15 protein-coding genes are annotated in these 19,418 nt (G+C 43.2%); 7 read left to right on the forward strand and 8 right to left on the reverse strand.

Annotated elements, in window-relative coordinates; genetic code table 11:
- The 3 genes from M595_RS18315 to M595_RS18325 form a co-directional block, all read left to right on the forward strand.
- A partial coding sequence (locus M595_RS18315) for a CHAT domain-containing protein (RefSeq protein WP_023067907.1) occupies positions 1-1,311 on the forward strand: 1,311 nt, incomplete at its 5' end.
- 365 nt (positions 1,312-1,676) lie between these two features.
- A complete protein-coding gene (locus tag M595_RS18320) occupies positions 1,677-3,845 on the forward strand; it encodes a tetratricopeptide repeat protein (RefSeq protein ID WP_023067882.1) in 2,169 nt (722 codons plus the stop codon).
- 107 nt (positions 3,846-3,952) lie between these two features.
- Positions 3,953-4,654, forward strand: a complete 702-nt coding sequence (locus tag M595_RS18325; RefSeq protein ID WP_023067900.1) for a response regulator transcription factor — start codon at positions 3,953-3,955, stop codon at positions 4,652-4,654.
- A 36-nt stretch (positions 4,655-4,690) separates the two neighbouring features.
- Here M595_RS18325 and hemG read toward each other — a convergent pair whose 3' ends face one another.
- Positions 4,691-6,130 carry a protoporphyrinogen oxidase gene (hemG, locus tag M595_RS18330; RefSeq protein WP_023067908.1) on the reverse strand — a complete coding sequence of 480 codons (1,440 nt, stop codon included), beginning with the start codon at positions 6,128-6,130 and terminating at the stop codon, positions 4,691-4,693.
- Between the two features lie 94 nt (positions 6,131-6,224).
- Positions 6,225-6,443 (reverse strand): DUF2811 domain-containing protein, encoded by a 219-nt coding sequence (locus M595_RS18335; RefSeq protein ID WP_023067917.1) that lies wholly within the window; start codon positions 6,441-6,443, stop codon positions 6,225-6,227.
- 1,047 nt (positions 6,444-7,490) lie between these two features.
- Here M595_RS18335 and M595_RS18340 point away from each other — a divergent pair.
- Entirely contained in the window at positions 7,491-8,180 is a 690-nt protein-coding gene (locus tag M595_RS18340; RefSeq protein ID WP_040484326.1) for an alpha/beta hydrolase, read from the forward strand.
- 98 nt (positions 8,181-8,278) lie between these two features.
- Here M595_RS18340 and M595_RS18345 read toward each other — a convergent pair whose 3' ends face one another.
- From M595_RS18345 to M595_RS18365, 5 genes are all read right to left on the reverse strand, one after another.
- Positions 8,279-9,817: an SGNH/GDSL hydrolase family protein gene (locus M595_RS18345; protein WP_023067884.1), complete on the reverse strand. Its 1,539-nt coding sequence runs from the start codon at positions 9,815-9,817 to the stop codon at positions 8,279-8,281.
- 223 nt (positions 9,818-10,040) lie between these two features.
- Complete coding sequence (gene cobN / locus M595_RS18350; protein ID WP_023067912.1) at positions 10,041-13,793, reverse strand: cobaltochelatase subunit CobN; 3,753 nt, start codon at positions 13,791-13,793, stop codon at positions 10,041-10,043.
- Between the two features lie 80 nt (positions 13,794-13,873).
- Positions 13,874-14,155: a DUF3288 family protein gene (locus M595_RS18355; RefSeq protein ID WP_023067891.1), complete on the reverse strand. Its 282-nt coding sequence runs from the start codon at positions 14,153-14,155 to the stop codon at positions 13,874-13,876.
- A 225-nt stretch (positions 14,156-14,380) separates the two neighbouring features.
- Positions 14,381-14,563 (reverse strand): hypothetical protein, encoded by a 183-nt coding sequence (locus tag M595_RS18360; protein WP_023067887.1) that lies wholly within the window; start codon positions 14,561-14,563, stop codon positions 14,381-14,383.
- 148 nt (positions 14,564-14,711) lie between these two features.
- A complete protein-coding gene (locus M595_RS18365) occupies positions 14,712-14,972 on the reverse strand; it encodes a hypothetical protein (RefSeq protein ID WP_009787082.1) in 261 nt (86 codons plus the stop codon).
- A gap of 179 nt (positions 14,973-15,151) precedes the next feature.
- Between M595_RS18365 and M595_RS18370 the strand changes: the two genes are divergently transcribed.
- A complete protein-coding gene (locus M595_RS18370; protein ID WP_023067881.1) occupies positions 15,152-15,721 on the forward strand; it encodes a DUF2854 domain-containing protein in 570 nt (189 codons plus the stop codon).
- A 60-nt stretch (positions 15,722-15,781) separates the two neighbouring features.
- Here the strand turns inward: M595_RS18370 and M595_RS18375 are convergent, their stop codons facing one another.
- Complete coding sequence (locus tag M595_RS18375; RefSeq protein ID WP_023067893.1) at positions 15,782-16,039, reverse strand: CRR7 family NDH-1 assembly protein; 258 nt, start codon at positions 16,037-16,039, stop codon at positions 15,782-15,784.
- A 230-nt stretch (positions 16,040-16,269) separates the two neighbouring features.
- Between M595_RS18375 and sir the strand changes: the two genes are divergently transcribed.
- Both sir and M595_RS18385 read left to right on the forward strand, forming a co-directional pair.
- Positions 16,270-18,324, forward strand: coding sequence for a sulfite reductase, ferredoxin dependent (sir, locus tag M595_RS18380; RefSeq protein ID WP_023067876.1), 2,055 nt, complete (start codon positions 16,270-16,272; stop codon positions 18,322-18,324).
- Positions 18,325-18,397: 73 nt separating this feature from the next.
- On the forward strand, positions 18,398-19,177 hold the full coding sequence (locus M595_RS18385; RefSeq protein ID WP_023067886.1) for a 16S rRNA (uracil(1498)-N(3))-methyltransferase: 780 nt from the start codon (positions 18,398-18,400) through the stop codon (positions 19,175-19,177).
- Positions 19,178-19,418 lie beyond the last annotated feature (241 nt).

Here is a 19,418-nt window from a genome sequence, read left to right on the forward strand (position 1 = left end):
CTCGAAGCCGAACTTTCTCGCCGCAGTGCAGATTTTAGAACGATTTCAGAACCCGTTACTGTGGAAGCGGTACAACAGTTGATTCCTGAAGATGCGGCGTTAGTTGAATTTATTTTATACAAACCGTTTGATGCGAAAGCTAGTACAAATAGATGGGAAAAACCTCATTATGCAGCTTATATCCTCAAATCTTCTGGCGAACCGCAATGGGTTGATTTAGGAGAAGTTGAACCCATTCACAAAGCGGCTTTCTTTCGCTTCAATTTAGCCCTGAAAGACAAAAAAGATGCTTTTATCGGAAATACAGATGACATTAAACAAACTGGACGCCAACTTGATGAACTTCTCATGCAACCCATTCGGGAAAAGTTGGGGAATATTAATCATATTATCATCTCACCAGATGCTCAGTTAAATTTGATTCCCTTTGCGGCGTTGGTTGATGAAAATAATCGCTATTTGTTAGAAACTTATCAAATTACTTATCTCACAACCGGACGGGATTTAATTCGTTTACAACTCGAATATTCTCACAAACAAGCGCCTGTTATTGTTGCTAACCCGGACTATGATCAACCTGGTGAACCGACAACGGTTGCTGTTGCAAATACTCGCGGAATTAATCAACTTTCGAGAGGGGTTGACATGAGTTTTGGGGCGTTACCGGGAACGGCTGAAGAAGCAAGGGTAATTGCACCTTTATTGTCTGATGTGACGTTATTTACCCAATCTCAAGCGACAGAAAATGTGGTAAAACAGTTGCAAGCGCCGAATATTTTACATATTGCAACTCACGGCTTTTTCTTAAAAAATCTTCCCCGAGTTGAACCGGATAATTCTTTCGGTTTAATTTCTGAAAATTCTCAACAAAATACCCCCATTCAAGAAAATCCTTTGCTGCGTTCCGGTTTGGCGTTGGCGGGTTTTAATCCCCGTGAAAGCGGTTTGGATGATGGCGTTTTAACGGCGTTGGAAGTGGCAAATTTAAAGCTACGAGGGACTAAATTGGTGGTGTTATCCGCCTGCGAAACGGGGTTGGGAGAAATAGAAAATGGTGAGGGGGTTTATGGGTTGAGGCGGGCGTTTGCGTTAGCGGGGGCGGAAAGTTTATTGATGAGTTTATGGACAGTTAGTGATGAAGGAACGAAGGAATTGATGATTAAATATTATCAACGGTTGTTGCAAAATCAAGGGCGTTCAGAGGCGTGGCGTCAAACCCAGTTAGAGATGTTAAATTCTCAACAATATCAACATCCTTATTTTTGGGCGGCGTTTGTTCCCGTTGGAGATTGGACGCCGATGGAAAATTGAAATATTATTTAATTTGTCAACTACTTCCCTCTCTTCTTTTAGATGAAATTTAAAAAATAATACTACCTCCCCACCTCCCCATCTCCCTAACTCCCCACCTCCCCATCTCCCCATCTTCCGACCTCCCGATCTCCCCATCAATCAACTGTTATCCGGATATCTCGAAAGAAAGGTATTTTTCCTGCGGATGTCAATTCGGTGTCATAATTGACTCATCCTGACCGAGAAAATTTGGCTAGGAAATAAAGAGTATGAATGTTCTCTTATTCTTGATTAGCACATGATTGGTGTGTAAACAAGATACAGGATTTGTTTGAATGGCTTATCAAAACTGATGTGATTTCACTTTATTATTTTAATGTCGCATGACTGCGCTCACAATTGCGTCTTCTAACGGGTCAGGAGTGAATCAGCAAGTTTTTCTGCGTTTGAAACGAGCATTGCTATTAAATCTACGACGTCAAATTTTAATTGCCGTCTGTGATGATTTGCAGTTGCGTCAAACGATGATAACTCGCTTACAAGCAGAGTTTTCTAAACGACAAACCCCTAAAAAGGGTTCAACTTCCACTCCAAAAAAGAACAAGGTTCGTTCATCCTCTTTTACAAACTGGGTAACTTTAACGGTAGATTTAGAGGAACCGAATCTAATCACTCAAATTGAGCAGTGGTTCGCAGAAAATGGTTCTGAACAGTCTAGCGTGTCGGGTTCTAGTGTTGGTTTTCAGGTTTTAGGCGTTGAACAATTAACACGACAACCTGCTGCGATTCAATGGTCTTTTTTGCATCATCTCCGTAGCCTAGAAAGCCATCTTCCTGAGTTAGAGTTTAGCTTATTATTGTGGATTCCTTCGCCTTGGTTGCGTTGTATTGAACAGTCAGCCCCAGAATTTTGGCGTTGGCGAACTGGGGTGTTTGAGTTTGCTGGAGAACCGACTCCGGTAACTGCAATGACTCAAGAGACGCAAGATTTAGGCAAAAATTCAGTTTCTCCACAAATTAAGCTTTTATCTGGGCGTCAGCCCGAAGAAACCGGATTTGTCGATATCGATGAGAGTTCTCAAACTCAAGATCAAGAAGATAGCAAATCCTCTGAAAATGTTGCCTCAGCAGATGTTAAATTGCCTTCAGTGGCTCCGCAAAACTCTAAACAGGAGATCACACATCCACCCAAAACAAAGCGACCTAAAACCGCAAAGAAGCCGCTAGATTTGACTCAAACTCTACACAAAGTCAAGCAAATTCAGCAAACGACAACTTCTGCTAAACAACTCACGCGGGCTTACCGGATTTTAATCGCACGGGTTCGTCAACAGATGCAAGTGGGATTAACCTGTATCGAACAGATGCAGCTTGTGATCGAAGTTTATGAAACGGGATGGCAACAGTTAGAAGATACGACTCATCCGTTTTTAAACACTTCAGAAATTGTTGATTGGCTCAATGATCTCGGAACGCTGTATTGGATGCGTTTCCATCAGGAAAAGTTAACCTCTGCGATCGCCGAAGCACTCTCCCATCTAGAACAGAGTATCATTTTCTATCAAAAAGCGTTAATGTACGCCAATCCGGAGAAACAAGCATCAACCATTGCTAGACTGCAAAAAAATTTAGGTGCTGCTTACGCTGATTTAGCTAGAATTCGAGAGCCAGTTGAGAATTTACAACAGTCTGTTAATGCTTATTGTGAGGCTATTTATTATTTTCAAGTTGTCATTTCCAAAGAGTCTGAGTTAGAGTGGCAAAATCAGACAATAGCTCAACAGAGAGCTTTGAGTTATGCTGCTACTCAGAATAATTTGGGTACAGTCTACTGGAATTTGGCTCAACATACTCAGCCAAGTCAACATCTAAAAGCGGCAATTTCCGCTTATACTCAAGCAGGGCGTTATTACTCTCCCAACAAGTATCCGCGAGAGTTGGCGATGATTCAGGCTAATATCGGTACAGCCTACTGGAATTTAGCCCAGCACGAACCCGAAGATCAGTGGTTGCATGATGCGATTGAAGCCTATGAAAGTTCGTTGAACTATCGCACCCCAAATACTGATGTGGCTGCTTGTGCTGCAACTCGCAATAACCTGGGAATTGCATATTGGCATTTAGCTTCTCGACATCAAGACTCAGAAGTTCGTGCTAGATTTCTACAAAAGGCGATTACATCTTATGAAGTGGCGTTAACTTTGGTAGAACAGTTGAGTCCCACTCAGCTTAATTTCGACCCCTTAGCCACTCACAATAACTTGGGACTTGCTCACTATCAACTCGGGAAAGATCAGTATCTGGCTTTGGGTCAAACCGAGCGAGTCACTCATCTAGAAACAGCTTTACGGCATCATTTGCAAGCCGGGTGTCAGCAACCTCTGCCAGTCGCCTCTGCCAAAGCCGTCAAGCCCGGACGTGAGAAAATTGCTCTAGGTCATGTCATCCGAACCATTCGGGCGATTTACAATGAATCCGGTTTACCGGGACAAAATCGAGCGCTTTCTCAGGTTCCCGCGAGTTTACTCTCAGAAATATTACGCTCTCTGTAACACAATGCAACTAAATCGATAAATCTCTAGGTGTAAACCCGAGTTTTACATTAACATTGAGATGATTGATTTACTCTTGCTCTATCTTCAGCTCAACCGAAGTGGTTATGGCTTCTGCAAAGATTCTTGTGGTTGATGACGACCCAGCAATCCGAAATTTAATTGCTCGCTATCTAAGTCAACAAGACTACGAAGTTGAATCGGCAAAAGATGGTGAGACGGCGCTGGAATGTTTTGATCAATTTAGTCCGGATTTGGTGGTATTGGATGTTAATCTTCCTGATACAACAGGTTTTATTCTGTGTCAGGAAATGCAAAGTCGTACCAGTGTGTTTATTTTATTGCTAACCAGCTTGACGGGTGAAGCCGATAAGATTAAAGGCTTTGATAAGGGCGCTGATGATTATATTACTAAGCCTTTTGGTTTAGCCGAACTCGGTGCGCGTGTACGGGCGATTTTGAAGCGTCAACGTAGTGTCGCCGACAGCGAACCTCGTAGTTTAGTTTATGGCGATTTGCTAATTGATCCGTCTCGTCGTGAAGTCTACATTGAAGATAAGTTAATCCCGTTAAGTGCCTTAGAGTTTGATTTGCTGTATTGTTTGGCCAGTAAACCGGGTCGAGCGTGGCGACGGTCTGAACTCTTACAAGAGGTTTGGGACTATGATTACGAAGGAGAACAGCGAGTCGTTGATGTTCATATCGGCCAGATTCGCAAAAAGGTGGAACCCGATGTGAATAAACCTGTACTCATCAAAACCATTCGCGGCGTGGGTTATATGTTTGATCGGCGAGACAAAGAAAGATAGGTATTGAGGGGATTTCACCCTCTCTCAACCCTATCTCTATTGATCCAAAAAACTGAGAATTTCGTTAGCTTGTCCTATAGAACGACGCACACAATCTCCTAACGCTACACCGTCGATATAGTTGCTACACAGATATAACCCTGGCATTGCCTCTAGACCTTCATTAACCTGTTGTAACCGTTGTTGGTGTCCGAGATTGTATTGAGGGATAGCACGTTTCCACAGATGCACGGCTAGCACTTTGGGAGAGATATCTTCTTTGAGTAAAATGCGACGCAAATCTTGATGAACCGCCTCAACAATTTGATCATCTTCTAACTCTCCAATTTCTGGATCAGTCGCTCCGCCAATATAACTGGTGAGAACTTGCCAGCCTTGGGGGGCGCGACCGGGAAATAAACTTGAGGTCCAAATCGTGCCTAACGTCCGAATTCCTTGTCCTCGGGGAACTAAATTCCCAAATCCGGTTAATTTCTGCTTGAAAGCTGAAACGGGATAGGCTAAAACGACGCAAGCCACCGGAGGATAAGGAATTTCGGTTAACGTTTGACTGACTTGGAGTTGCAACGGTTTCAGAATTTCTGCTGTGACATAAGCCGGAGTTGTCAACACTACCGTTCGAGTTTCGACCTGTTGAACGCCATCTGGGGTCGAAAATTCAGCCCGATAAGTTTGGTTTTCAGTCCGTTCAAGACGAGTGAGTTGCCAGTTTAATTTGAGTTGATCGCCTAACTGCTGCGCGATCGCATTGGGTAAGGCTCCAATTCCCTGACGAAAAGACCCCAACTCTCCCCGTTTAGTTTGGGGAATAGACGGATCGGCAGGCGATCGCGAAGATTTGTTCTGACCACGTGATAAAACCGCTCCGGCAACTAACCCACCGCCACTGTAAGCCATACGTGCGACTCGGGCAAAAGCCGAGCTAATTTCGAGTTGCTGTGGATCGCCTGCATAGACCCCGGAAACAAAGGGTTCAACCAGTCGTTTGAGAACTTCTGAACCCAAATGACGCTCAAAAAACTGCGAGATCGTTTCTTCCCCATTTTGTTGACTTAACGCTTGTCCCATCGCCGGCCGTACAAATCCTAATGCCCCCGTTAATGCTCGGAGTTTACCTCCAGGACTTAAGAGTTTTGTACTCAACAAAGCCGGAGGACTCATCGGCACTGGCATAAGTTGACTATTCCAGTAAACATACCGAGGTAACTTGCGATCGGCAAAGACGAACTCAGACTTGAGGCCAACTTCTACGGCTAACTTCAGTAACTCAGGGGTCGGAGAGAAACTATTGGGGCCTTCTTCCCAGAGAAACTCTCCTTGAGATACTGTGGTTATGTTTCCTCCTACCCGTCCTTGATGCTCGCTCACCAGAATGTTGAGAGACAATTGAGGGTTTGGGTTCCGAAGGAGAGAATGAGCTAAACTCAGGCCGCTAATGCCAGCACCGACGATCAAACTATCGAGTACGTGAGTCATAAAACATTGAAATTTGCAATCAGGGCATGGGGCGTAAGGATAGATGTATATTACATCTCGCCAATCACCATTGTCTTACAGGGGGGGATCTCCCTCAAGATTGAAATAAAGTTTCTAGGTAGATACGGGCGGCTTGACGATGGTTTTGGGAGGCTTCTGGGGTTTGATCACTACCATTTTGTAACAAAAATAGTGACAAAGCCGCAGCAAACACCCGATCTTGATCCCAGTCAGGATGACTATCGAGATAGCCCTGGAGGGATTCGTGCAAGATTTCAGGAATTTCCGCCAGGATACTTACACTGGTGTTCATATCGCTACTCTTAAGGTGATATACACAATACCTATTTTTTGAGATTTTGGGGTGGGACTGCCCTACAGCCTTTCCTCTAAAATCTAGAAATCGGTAGTCGATATTGTGTGCTAGGAGGGGGTAGGGTTGTCAATGTTGAGAACTGTTACAACCTCGGGACTTCTCCCATATTGGTTACGGAATAATCAGGCTTTTAGTCTAGTTTGTGTTACAAAACTTTAAATCAAAACCAAAATCTGAGTGGCTTTGTGTCGGCGATCGCAAAATCCCCAATCGGGCAGTCAGATCCCTTAATATCGTGATTGCTTGTGGAAAAGTGTATCTCATCTGTGGAAAACACCGTCTCAGTTTGTGGAACATCTGTGGAATCTATGGGGAAAATTCTACTAAAAGATAAGAATTTTGAAGTTTCACCTCGACAAAAATTAATTTGAACTTTGGGGAACTTTTGAGAAAGCGATTCAGTCGCACAGAGCAGTACGGGAAACAAAGATTTCGGGATTCACGCATTCTAGGTGATCGACCAGGGGTAACTGATGACAAACAAGCGTTGATCTCAACCCCATCAAGGCCCCTAAGTAGGGGAGAGTTGCTCAGAAGTTTTTCAGAAGGTTTAGCGTGAAAAAAAGGATGAAATATTCCTCAGATTTTCTAGGAATGTTACAAACTACACACTTTACTCCCGACTAATCGATCCAAAACCCTAAATTTTTAGGTGAGATCTTGTGAAACCGAGCAACTCCATTTAAGCTGAAAATCAGATCTCGTCACGATGGGTAAAACCGAAGGCGAGTCTGTCTGTAAAATCAGAAATCAAATGATCTGCCTTGAGAGCCTGGGTAGTTGCCGGGTCAAGTCTTCGGGCTTGTAGCAGGGAGTAGCCAGGAAACTGAGCCAAACCTGTGGACGCTAAGTCAAGTCAATAGGAACATTGTTGCTAGAGGCCTTAGCGGTTGAAACCGGAAGCCGATCACCCAATCTTTGATTGGGTCTAGGCAGTTCATGGTTTAACGCAAATAACAATCAATTCCAACGAATCGGTTGACAATGAAAAGACCAAGTTTCAAACGGTTCCGTCCGGGATTAGTTCTAGGCGCAATCGCGAGTGTGGTGATGAGTGGCCCGAGTGCCATAGCTGCGGATCGAGTCGTTTTAACCTACGGCCCGTTCCAAGCCCCAATTCGAGTTCGAGATCTCGAAGAATTTGCGGAGACGGGCGAAAAAACCAAAACGATCGGCCAAATTGTCGGTCGTTCCGGGATCGATGAAGACACGCTACGGGGTCTTATGACTCTCGAAGTGGGCTTCGATCTGGTTCCTTTTTCCTGTTTGATCTGTAGTCCGACTGGCATGGAGATTGTCGAAGATATTGCTTTGACTTTGCGAACCCATCGCCGTGTAGAAAACTCCCACGCCATACACGCGGCACTTATTAATGCCGTTAGTGATGATGGCAAAATCTCTTTTCTGGACTTCATCAAGAAGTATCCTGTTCCTGGATTATACGTTGATGTCGGCAATATTCCAGAGACAGTTGAAAAAATTCAGGGTTTAGCAACTGATTTAGAATCATTGCTGAGGACAGCATCTCGTTATAGCAAAGCGGGATGTTCATTGCAAGAGATCAGTCTACCGGGGCCTGCACCGTTGCAAGCTCCACGTCCTCCTGCACCTCCGGTTCCCCCACCCGCACCGCGTCCGATTGCTCCTCCACCTCCAGTTCGAGGATTATGGTAATCAGATTCATTCTGAGGGGCTAATTCTCATTCACAAGAATGCCATCGCTGTTGACGGGCGGTGGCATTTACAGTCATGAATTATCAATGATCAATCTTCTACTGCGATCGCGGCCAGGGAATAGCAGATTGTCCGGCTAATTTTTGGGCGACGACTTGCGCTCCATAACGGTTTAAATGACTCGGATCAACAAAGTATTCATACCGGGTTAAAGCAGCTTCAGATAGGTCAATAAAAATAAATCCATACTCTTGAGCAAGTCGCTGCATATTGTTTTGAAATTCCTGTTCAGCCCACCAGCGATATGAATCTAAATAGTCATCGGTAAGCGGTAAATTAACAAAAACCAGTGGAATATTTTGAGTCTTTACAAATGCGATCACTGAACTCAATGCCCTCGCCTGTTCTCCTGCTAAATTGAAGGCACGATAATCTCCATCATAGCGACCTGAAACATAGGGACGTTGCTGATAGTAAGTATAGGGATTATAACGATTGGGAGCGGACAAAAAACCATTGGCATCTATTGTGGTATTCAGTGAGATTAATGTAGCAGAAGTCTGTTTTGAGGGACGATCAAGAAGATTCGTAATCTCTGAGGATGTTGACGGATTAAATTGAACCGGAGAAAACGATTCTAAATTAGCATTTAAAAATGCAAAATTTTCGTCAACAATCGGTTGATCAAGATCAGCTTGAGGGAGAACCCACTTCGGTTTAGCACTGCAAGATTGCGGCAATTGATAACAAGTTTGTGTGTCATCTGATTGAGTTGAAGTCAATTGAGGACGAACACCTGAAGCCAAACGTTGGTGTCCTTCTGAGGCGATAATGGATTGATAGGTGCGGTCAATTCGACCACTATTTAATGCTCTAACTCCATCCGCCCAAACAATCATTTTGGGGAGTTGACTCGGTGTTAATAAATCTGTTAAAATATAGTCTATAACTTGAGCGGTTGCGCCATTTACTCCAAAGTTAAAAATTTTCAAGCCTTGATACCCTTTGGCGGCTAAAGCTTGTTTCATTTCTCTCGGATCAATCCCTTGTAAAGCCCGAGAACTCCCAACAATTAAAATATCAGGTTTCCCAACAGTGCTGAGATAAGACAGATAAAGTTGGAGTTGTTGATCAAGAAGTTCGCTATCAAAACTCGGAAACTGACTCGTCATTTGAGTTTTTGCGGCTTGTTGTTGCGAATAGGTTAAATTTCGCATATATTCAATCACTTTTTTCTCCGCAAAAGCCCGTTTAGGACTATTGGGAGGAACCGCCTGCATCCACGCCACCGCTTGTACCCAGTTACGGGCGACTTCATCCCATTGTTGCTTTGTTTTTGCGGTTTGGGCTAAATTCGAGCCTCTGAGTGCAAATCTAACGGACTCATCAAACGGACTTTGTTGTGTACAAGCGTTTGATTTAGCGATCGTTTCAGTTTGGGAATTTTCAGCAGAATTTGAAGGATTTTGAGGATTGACAATAGCTAAATTTTGAGTATTTTCTTCTGCAAACAGCGATACAGAAGGAGTGCTGTTAACTTGTTTCTGTTGAAAATTAAACACTGTTACCACAAACAGGAATGCGGCGACAATCCAACCTAAAAAACTTGATTGTTTCAAACGACGAAATAGATTCATGGAAGCCTCCAAAGGGATATTCCATCTTTTTATCGGAAAGTGAAGACTCTAAGCGTCTAATGCTTTATTATAGAGTCTGTTGTTTCAATTGATCAGATCTGGAGAATAAATTTTGATCAAATTATTTTAATCTATCAATCCTGATATGATAACCAGAATTAATCTGATAGATGACTTTAGATATGTAGATAGTATTGATTTTTAATTTCGGATACACGATAACTCATCCCCCGGAGTTAACGGCTTCAACCGCACCTTCAGCCTCATGCACTATCGTTCTTAAATCCTCTAATATTTTCTGACTTGACGCTTCCCACAACCCCCGTTGATTGGCTTCTAACAAACGTTCAGCCATATCTCGCAACGCCCAAGGATTTTTTTCTTGAATAAATTTCTGCACCGTTTCATCCAACAAATAAGCCTTTGCTACGCCTTCATACATAAAATCTTCCACACAGTTTGCTGTCGCATCATAAGCAAACAAATAATCTACCGTTGCTGCCATTTCAAACGCCCCTTTATACCCATGTCGCATCACTCCTGCTATCCATTTGGGATTAATTACCCGAGATCGATAAACTTTAGCAATTTCCTCTTTTAATTGTCGCACTTTTGGACGTTCCGGTTGAGCATTATCCCCAAAATAAGTGTGTGGATTTTTCCCGGTAATAGCCCGAACAGATGCGGTTAATCCCCCTTGAAATTGATAATAATCATCGGAGTCTAATATATCATGTTCTCGGTTGTCTTGATTATGCAAAACAATCTGCATTTGTTGGAGACGATTTTTAAAGGCTTCCGGTGCCGAAATTCCCCCTAACTTACTTTGACTCTCCCCATTCTGACTCGTATAAGCGTAACTACTCCAGTTAATATAAGCCCTCGCTAAATCCTGTTCATCTGTCCAATTTTGAGAGGCAATCAACCCTTGTAAACCCGCCCCATAAGCGCCCGGTTTGGAACCAAAAACCCGATAACGAGATCGAATTTCCGCCTGTTCTTTGGTTAATCCTGTTGTCATTAAAACTTCTGTTTCTTGCTTCCCCTGCGCCGCTAACGGATTCAATTCTGGAGGTTCATCGAGTTGAGACACCGCCACAACTGCTTGATCAAATAAATCAATTAAATTGGGAAACGCATCTCGGAAAAAACCGGAAATTCTTAATGTCACATCAACACGCGGACGCCCTAAAATAGAAAGCGGTAAAATCTCAAAATCAACCACTCGACGAGAAGGGCCATCCCACACCGGTTGAACCCCTAATAACGCCAACGCCTCAGCAAGATCATCTCCTCCTGTTCTCATCGTAGAAGTTCCCCAAACAGAGAGTCCTAATGTTTGTGGATATTCCCCATTTTCTTGAGTATAACGTTCAATTAAAGCGTCTGCGGCTAGTTGACCGACTCTCCAGGCTGTTTCTGTGGGAATAGCCCGAATATCAACGGAGTAAAAATTGCGTCCAGTGGGTAAAACATCGGGTCTTCCTCTTGTCGGCGCCCCGGATGAACCACTGGGAATATATCGCCCTTCTAAGCCTTTTAATAAGTGAGTGATTTCTTGATTGGTTTTTTGCAGGTTTGGTAAGAGTTTATTCTCTATCCATTGTAACTCTTTTTCTGTAAATTTTCCAGCGTTGACCGTTTCACCTGCAATAATTTTTTCAACTAAACTCGCGGCATAGTTTTCTAACACTTCAACAGCGTCGCCAACGGTTCGACACACTTTATTATCTAACGTTAAACTCGGACTCAAAACTTCGGATAAATCCGTTGTAAGCGGGTCAAATTCTAACTGCCAATCTTCCGCGATCGCCCGAGTAATTCCCAAACGCTGAGAGCTTGGATTTCGGGCAATTGAAAGGATTAAATCTCTTAACTGTCGCCCGATTGGACATTGCCCAAAAATATGTAAACCATCCCGAATTTGTGCTTCTTTGAGTTCACACAAATAACCATCAATTGTGTTTAAACTTTGTGGATCGAGTTGATGTTCAACCAAACCCAAATCTTGGTTTAACTTCTCAGTTTTAATCAAATCTTGCAGTCTATTTTTAATCATCGGTAGCCGAGACGGATCTAAGCTTTGTGCTTCATAATATTCGTCAACTAGGCCTTCTAACTGCTGTAATGATCCGTAGAGTTCGGCGCGAGTTAGAGGGGGCGTAAGATGATCTAAAATTACCGCTTGCGAACGACGTTTAGCCTGGGAACCTTCCCCCGGATCGTTAACAATAAAAGGGTATAAATGAGGCATAGCACCAAAAGCAATTTCAGGGTAACAAGTTTCAGATAATCCCACACTTTTTCCCGGCAACCATTCTAAGTTACCGTGTTTTCCGACATGAATAATGGCATCTGCTTGAAATTGATATCGTAGCCAATAATAGAAGGCCAAATAGTCGGGAGTGGGTTCTAAATCTGGGGCATGATAGTTTAAACTGGGATCACGATCATAGCCGCGACTGGGTTGAATTCCGACAAAAATATTATTGAGTTTAATTCCTGCAATTGGGAATAGTTCAGGATGAGAAGTTTCAGAGAAATCAGCTTTCCAGCGTTGACAAATTGCGGTTTGTATGGAACTTGGAAGTTGATCAAAATACTGTTGAAAATCATCCCAATTTAATGACTGTTGAAGGGTTCTGAGTTCTCGTCCTTCGGGATCATTGGTAATACCAGAAGTTAAGCGTTGAATCAGTTCTTCTCCGGTTTGAGGGAAGTTTTGAATATCGTACCCTGCTTGTTGCAATGCTGTGAAGATATGCACACAACTGGCGGGTGTGTCAAGCCCTACTCCATTTGCTAATCGTCCATCTGCGGTGGGGTAGTTGGCGAGAATGATCGCAATCCGTTTTTCTGTAGCTTTTTTTTGGCGTAATTTTACCCAATTTGCGGCGAGATCGGCTACAAATTGTATACGATTATTAACTGGAATATACCCAATAACATCGGTTTCTAACTGCGAATTCCAAGTTTCTACAGCTTTAAAAGAAACGGCGCGAGTAATAATACGTCCATCGACTTCGGGTAACGCGACGTTCATCGCCACATCTCGGGGCGAAAGTCCTTGAAAATCGGCTTCCCATTGTTGAACGGTTTGACTGCTGAAAATGACTTGTAAAATGGGAATATCTAAGCTAAACAAGGGAGAATTGACGGTAGAATCTTCGGAGATAGAAGCGATAGAAAAGCTGGTTGTGTTGAGAAGAATTTCAATGCTATTATTGCTGTTTTTTTGCAGTTCGGTAATGACTTCTGCTTGTACATCTGGGTCGCGCAAAGAGGAGACAAATACAGGGATTGGGTTTAAATTACGTTCGGTTAAAGCTTGACAAAGGGCATCAATGGGGCGAACATTTCCAGAGAGATAATGGGCGCGATAAAAGAGTAAACCGACGTCAGGATTCTCTATTTTTTTTAGGGTTTGAGTTTGATAAATTCCGACACGCGGAACGGAAACGGGAGGCTGATAATTATTGGGTTGATTTAAACAAGTTTTAGCAATAAAGAGTAAAGCGTTTGTATAGTTTTCAATTCCGCCTTCGGTGAAATAATGCCAAAGTTGATTAACGATTTTGAGAGAAACGGTTGAATGACTCATTAAATCAGGATCGGGGCGATCATCTCCGGGTAGAATGATTAATTTTGCACCCGTTTTTTCTACTGTTTCTTCAACAACTTCTAAGCCATAATTCCAATAAGAACGTCCGCCTAAGAGTCGAATGATAATAACTTTTGCTTGAGTTAAAATATCCTCGGAATAAGTATCGATAGTTAACTGTTGTTGGAGTTGTAGAAGGTTTGCTACTCGTAGGGCGGGGAAATTACTTGGAAGTTGATCAACTGCGGTGGCTAGGGTTTGAATATCAGTATCTGCTGCGGTTAAAAAAATAATAGGTGCAGGCGTTTGTTCGATGAAAATTACTCCTTCTGTATCAGGAGTCCAACCGCCCGGTGTTGCGGAAATTCGGTGCATTTATAATATTATCCTATCAAGAGTTTGTAGTTGCGCTTTAAAGAAGGCTGTCATCAGTCAGAACAGAACTGGAAATTGAATTAAAGCCAATCTTCCTGTTCTTCTTTTCCCCCTGTGTAGACTTTCCCTTTGGCGTGTATTTCACGAGTTTTTTCAAAGAGATTTTCCTCAGTTAATTGCCAGTTTTGCATTATTTTTTCTAAATCTTTTTGAATATCTCTAGCACCGGGAAACCCTCGATAACGAATTTTTAAACGAGCCAATTCAGCGAGATTGTATTCCGTTTGTTGACCTTGAATTAAACTCTCAACTGTCGCACGATCGCTTTTATATTGGGGATGGGTTTGGTCTTGATTACTCATGATCAATTGAGATTAAAATCGAGAAATAGTAGATCTAAATTCAAGTTTCCCGTAGAGTTTGAGAATTGGTTTCTCTACGGGAAAAGGATTCTATAAATAAGTAATCTGAGGTTCAATACTCGCCTTCTAGTCTTCTGGAATTCAGAGAATATCAGCCAGAACTTGATCAAGTCGATTTGAACGGGATAAACACGATTACAGATTTACAGATTGCTAATTCTAGAGTTAATTCTGATCGGCATCTGGAAACGTGCGTTTGAATTCTTCGATCAACTCATCAATTTCTTCAATCGCTTGATTAACATCAATTCTCAGTGTTCCTAAATCCGGTTTCTCTAGTAGTTTGACTAGAGACTCTCGCTTACCCTCAATCAGAGCAACTCGCTCTCGAATTGTATTAGAGTCCATTTTTTATTTCCTTTGTGACCTCATAATCTATAATATATAGCGGCAAGCACTGGAAACTGCAAAGGAGATCGCCAAGATTACCCCTGACGACATAAATGCTCCTAGATTTGAATTGAGGATGCGTAAAACGTCATTAAACCCGCAGTCATTAACGCAGAAAAGGGGGACGTTTGCTGTCTGTCGGTTTATTTTTGGTCATTTCCGCTAAATATCGTTTCAGTGCTTTCTCGCGATTTTTCATAAACGCGCCCCAAAAGCCGGGTTGTAGCTCATCCATTGTCTTAGCCAATGCCCAGATATCAATGGCGAGAATATTGTACAACCGTTCATCTTCCTTTCTAAGAGAGTCAATCTCCTCTAGGAGCTTACGCTCAACGTGGGCAGTGGATAGCTCATTATCTCTAGTCATGTTGAGAGTTGGGTAACGAGGGCAGAGAGGGAGAGGGAACAGCTAACGAGGGTTAAACTCATTGAGCTGGTGTGAGATTTCCTATAAATCACCGCTGAGATGAAGTTGAGATCTCCTCAATCAAACGGCATGATGGGTATATCATCAATAGTGAATCTACGCGGACTACCTTAACATATATGTTACGTCAAACATCTTTAGCTCAAGTGGGTTTGATCTTCGGAGGACTACTCACTGCTGTCGGATTTGTTGCCTATTTTAAAGATTACGCAACCCTAAATTTAGCAGGCTTTTTTTATGGCATTCCGATTTTATTGGGAGGACTCGCATTAAAAGCGGCTGAGTTGGAACCTGTTCGGTATTCTCAACCCACCTCCTCGGAAGTCTTGGCTTTGCGAGAACAACAAGCAACTGAAACCCAAAATCAAGTTCGTAAGGATATTACCCGTTATCGCTATGGACAGACGGCTCATTTAATCGATGCTATTGAACGCTTAGGACTGGGAGCCAACGATGACGAACATCCTCAACTCCAAGGCTTGCGAGAAGTAGAAGTAGACGGGGCTTATGGTTTAGTTTTGGAGTTTAACTCCCCGTTTGTGTCCTTAGAAGCTTGGCAAGAAAAACAGGAAAAACTGACCAAATTTTTTGGCCCCAATATTCGGGTAGAGATCACTCAATCCCAGGAAGAAGAAGAAGAAGAAGAAGAAGAAATTGAGTTGGCTTTGATTACTGTACCCCAAGCCTAATCACAGTCACCAGTGTTTACTTTTGCCTTCTGGCTTTTGACACTAAGATTGTCAAGTTGCTTATTTCTCCAATCTCACCGCATACCACTGAAGGTATTTTCCGGGGCCTAGATCAAAGTCACAACAAGTATTCAGCAGATATTCGACTTGTTGGGAGAGAGTCGAAAACTTTTGCAGTTCTCGGGGTAAGTCATCCTGTCTGTCTGACAAAATTGATTCGAGTTTTTGTATAAGTTCAGCCGTTGTGAGGAACTGCTCGGGTTGGTTTGGCTCTAAAACCACATAATGGTCTTCGGAGTACATGATCGAATCGGGCATAGTTGTAATGCTTGTTAACTCTTAATATTTGATTGTGACTTAGGCTTGCCCCCCTGACAATGGGAGAAAATGTCCAAGTATAACGTGATAGGATTAAATTGATTCCTGACAATCCCGTTCGGATTACCGGAGTTTCTCTGACTCACCTGGGTTGAGCTGTCTTTAACTAAATCACAGATCAGGTTCAACCCCCTCACGAATTTTGGTTAAAACTGGTACGACGTATTTCTATGACTACCTCTGTAAATTCACCGACACAGGATCGCAAACTCTCTAAGCTCGAAGGCATTAAAGAACGCAGTAACTATCTGCGAGAACCTCTAGCTAGCGAACTGTTCAACGACGAAAACTTCTTTAGTGGCGATGCCATTCAAATCTTAAAATTTCACGGTTCCTATCAACAAGACAATCGGGATAATCGCGCCAAAGGTCAGGAAAAAGACTATCAGATGATGTTGCGAACCCGCAATCCGGGTGGGTTTGTGCCGCCCGAGCTTTACCTGACTCTAGATGCTCTCGCCTCAGAATACGGTAATAATACCTTACGGGTAACAACCCGCCAAGGCTTTCAACTGCATGGGATTTTGAAAAAGAACCTGAAAACGGTTTTGTCTTCAATTATCCAGAGTATGGGATCAACTTTAGGAGCTTGTGGAGATCTCAACCGCAACGTTATGGCTCCTCCGGCTCCTTATCGAAATCGCCGGGAGTACGAATACGCTCGTCTCTACGCTAATAATATCGCCGACTTACTCACCCCACAAACCGGCGCCTACTATGAAATTTGGCTCGATGGTGAAAAAGTCATTAGTGCAGAAGAAAACCCCGAAGTGAAAGCGGCTCGTCAACGCAATGGCAATGGTACCATTGTCAGCGAGTCAGAAGAACCGATCTATGGTGAGCATTATATGCCGCGCAAGTTTAAATGTGCGGTGACAGTTCCCGGAGATAATTCGGTGGATCTGTATACCCAAGATGTCAGCTTAGTTGTGATCACCAACGAAGCCGGAGAACTCGAAGGGTTTAACGTGATCGCCGGGGGCGGTTTGGGACGCACCCACAACAAAGAAGAAACCTTTGCGAGAATTGGTGACGAGCTCGGATTTGTTGACAAGGCAGATATCTATGATTTAGTCAAAGCAATTGTCGCGACTCAACGAGATTACGGCGATCGCCAAAGCCGTCGTCATGCTCGGATGAAATATCTGATCCATGATTGGGGAGTCGAAAAATTTAAAGTCAAAGTCGAAGAATATTTTGGCAAAACCTTACAACCTTACAAACCTCTACCCCCTTGGAAATATCAAGACTACTTAGGGTGGCACGAACAGGGCGATGGTAAACTCTTTCTGGGAATTTCCGTCGAAAATGGTCGCGTTAAAGACGAGGGAAACTTCCGCCTGAAAGCAGCGTTAAAAGAAATCGTACCGCAGTTTCAACTGCCGATCTTGCTGACTGGGAATCACAATATCATCCTCTACGAAATTTCGCCCCAAAACCAAGCTCAAATTCAACAAATTCTCGATCAACATGGGATTCTCAAGGAAACTCAAATCGATCCGTTAGTCCGGTATGCGATGGCCTGTCCTGCTTTACCCACCTGTGGATTGGCCATTACAGAATCAGAACGAATTATCCCTAGTATCCTGGAACGGATTCGGGTATTGTTGGACAAGGTAGGCCTAGAACAGGAGCATTTTGTCGTGCGGATGACAGGATGTCCCAATGGATGTGCTAGACCCTACATGGCGGAGTTAGGGTTTGTCGGAAGTTCGCCTAATGCTTACCAAGTTTGGTTAGGTGGCTCTCGGGATCAAACACGACTGGCTGAACCATTCGTTGATCGCTTGGCGGTTGGTGAGTTGGAAACGTTCTTAGAACCGATTTTTGTTTATTTCAAACAGGATCGCAAACCCGCAGAGCGTTTTGGGGATTTTTGCCATCGTGTGGGTTTTGACTCGCTCCGTCAGTTTGTAACCAACTACTCATTGAATCCCTCGATGAATATTCAGACTCAAGAGCTAGCTGTTACTTCAGATCGTGAGACTTTTTCAGAAGTCTCCTCTGTTGCAGCCAATGACAACCAAGACGCAGCTATTTCCACTCAACCGTCTTCGGATGATGGGGGTGATCCCAATAAAATTCGACATCGGGTGAGTGTTCGTCATCAAACTTATTTGGAATTAAAAGAAGAATCGAAGCGTCAGGGTAAACCTGTCGTCGAGATTGCCACTCAAGCGATTGATGAATATCTGACTCGCATGAAATCTCAACAACAAGTTTAAATCTCACCTGTTTAAATTGTTGCTCAACCCAAGAGGTGTACAACTGTGGCTTAAATTTTTGACCGTTTAATTAATGGTTCAACTTCAAAGACTCGCGATCGCAATGGCGCAAATTTCTAATCGACACATTGATCTCACGGCTGAACAACAGCATTATTTGGGTCGGGTGTTACGCTTGCGCCAGGGCGATCGCTTTATTGTGATTGATGGTCAGGGTCATTGGTGGTTGGCTCAATTACAGGTTATGCTTCCGGCCCCTTCTCCCCACGCAGAAATTTTAGAAGCGATTTCAGTCCAAAATGAGTTACCCATTGAAGTGAAGTTGTGGGTAAGTCTGCCAAAAACGGGATTTGATGATCTGGTGCGGTATTGTACGGAGTTGGGAGTCTCAGAAATTGTTCCGGTGATCTCTCAACGCACGGTGTTAAAACCCAGTTTGCAAAAAGTTGAACGCTGGCGTCGGATTATCCGAGAAGCGGTAGAACAATCTGAACGTCAAATTATCCCGACTCTTGTTGATCCGATTTCTTTTGTGAATGCGATCGCCGATTCCCCTGATTTGAGATTAACCACAACCTCTCAGCCCTATATTTGTGTGGCGCGAGGTGATCTACCCCATTTGTATGATTGTATGAGTAGGAGTCAATCTACCTGCGACTCGATCACCCTAGCAACCGGGCCAGAAGGCGGATGGACGAGTGCTGAGGTGGAAATGGCGATCGCTTCTGGTTTTCAGGCTGTTAGCTTAGGACAGCGCATTTTACGGGCGGTAACGGCTCCTGTTGTTGCTTTATCTTATGTGAGTGCGATTTGGGAAACAGCAACGAAACCTGAAAATCATTCGTCAGTTTAACCGGAAAACTTGTAATAATCACTGTAAAAGAAACTCAAATTATCCGAAAAAATTTCATCAAATGGGTATCAAATAAACCGAGATATAATCCGATTAATTTCAGTTTGAAATCCAGTTTTTCTCTGAAAGTATAAGATGTAACAACGAATATTATAAGTTGAGTCTTGCCATCGACTTAGGATACTGCCTTATAATATAAATAGTTAAAATTTCATTAGTTGTTTGGCCGCAAGAAGCTCAG

Source organism: Lyngbya aestuarii BL J (assembly GCF_000478195.2).
Classification (GTDB): domain Bacteria; phylum Cyanobacteriota; class Cyanobacteriia; order Cyanobacteriales; family Microcoleaceae; genus Capilliphycus; species Capilliphycus aestuarii.

Excerpts from the sequence above, each read along its gene's own strand:
- M595_RS18320 (WP_023067882.1), top strand. The coding sequence starts at position 1,677 with ATGACTGCGCTCACAATTGCGTCTTCTAACGGGTCAGGAGTGAATCAG.
- M595_RS18325 (WP_023067900.1), top strand. The coding sequence starts at position 3,953 with ATGGCTTCTGCAAAGATTCTTGTGGTTGATGACGACCCAGCAATCCGA.
- hemG (WP_023067908.1), bottom strand. The coding sequence starts at position 6,130 with ATGACTCACGTACTCGATAGTTTGATCGTCGGTGCTGGCATTAGCGGC.
- M595_RS18335 (WP_023067917.1), bottom strand. The coding sequence starts at position 6,443 with ATGAACACCAGTGTAAGTATCCTGGCGGAAATTCCTGAAATCTTGCAC.
- M595_RS18340 (WP_040484326.1), top strand. The coding sequence starts at position 7,491 with ATGAAAAGACCAAGTTTCAAACGGTTCCGTCCGGGATTAGTTCTAGGC.
- M595_RS18345 (WP_023067884.1), bottom strand. The coding sequence starts at position 9,817 with ATGAATCTATTTCGTCGTTTGAAACAATCAAGTTTTTTAGGTTGGATT.
- cobN (WP_023067912.1), bottom strand. The coding sequence starts at position 13,793 with ATGCACCGAATTTCCGCAACACCGGGCGGTTGGACTCCTGATACAGAA.
- M595_RS18355 (WP_023067891.1), bottom strand. The coding sequence starts at position 14,155 with ATGAGTAATCAAGACCAAACCCATCCCCAATATAAAAGCGATCGTGCG.
- M595_RS18360 (WP_023067887.1), bottom strand. The coding sequence starts at position 14,563 with ATGGACTCTAATACAATTCGAGAGCGAGTTGCTCTGATTGAGGGTAAG.
- M595_RS18365 (WP_009787082.1), bottom strand. The coding sequence starts at position 14,972 with ATGACTAGAGATAATGAGCTATCCACTGCCCACGTTGAGCGTAAGCTC.
- M595_RS18370 (WP_023067881.1), top strand. The coding sequence starts at position 15,152 with ATGTTACGTCAAACATCTTTAGCTCAAGTGGGTTTGATCTTCGGAGGA.
- M595_RS18375 (WP_023067893.1), bottom strand. The coding sequence starts at position 16,039 with ATGCCCGATTCGATCATGTACTCCGAAGACCATTATGTGGTTTTAGAG.
- sir (WP_023067876.1), top strand. The coding sequence starts at position 16,270 with ATGACTACCTCTGTAAATTCACCGACACAGGATCGCAAACTCTCTAAG.
- M595_RS18385 (WP_023067886.1), top strand. The coding sequence starts at position 18,398 with ATGGTTCAACTTCAAAGACTCGCGATCGCAATGGCGCAAATTTCTAAT.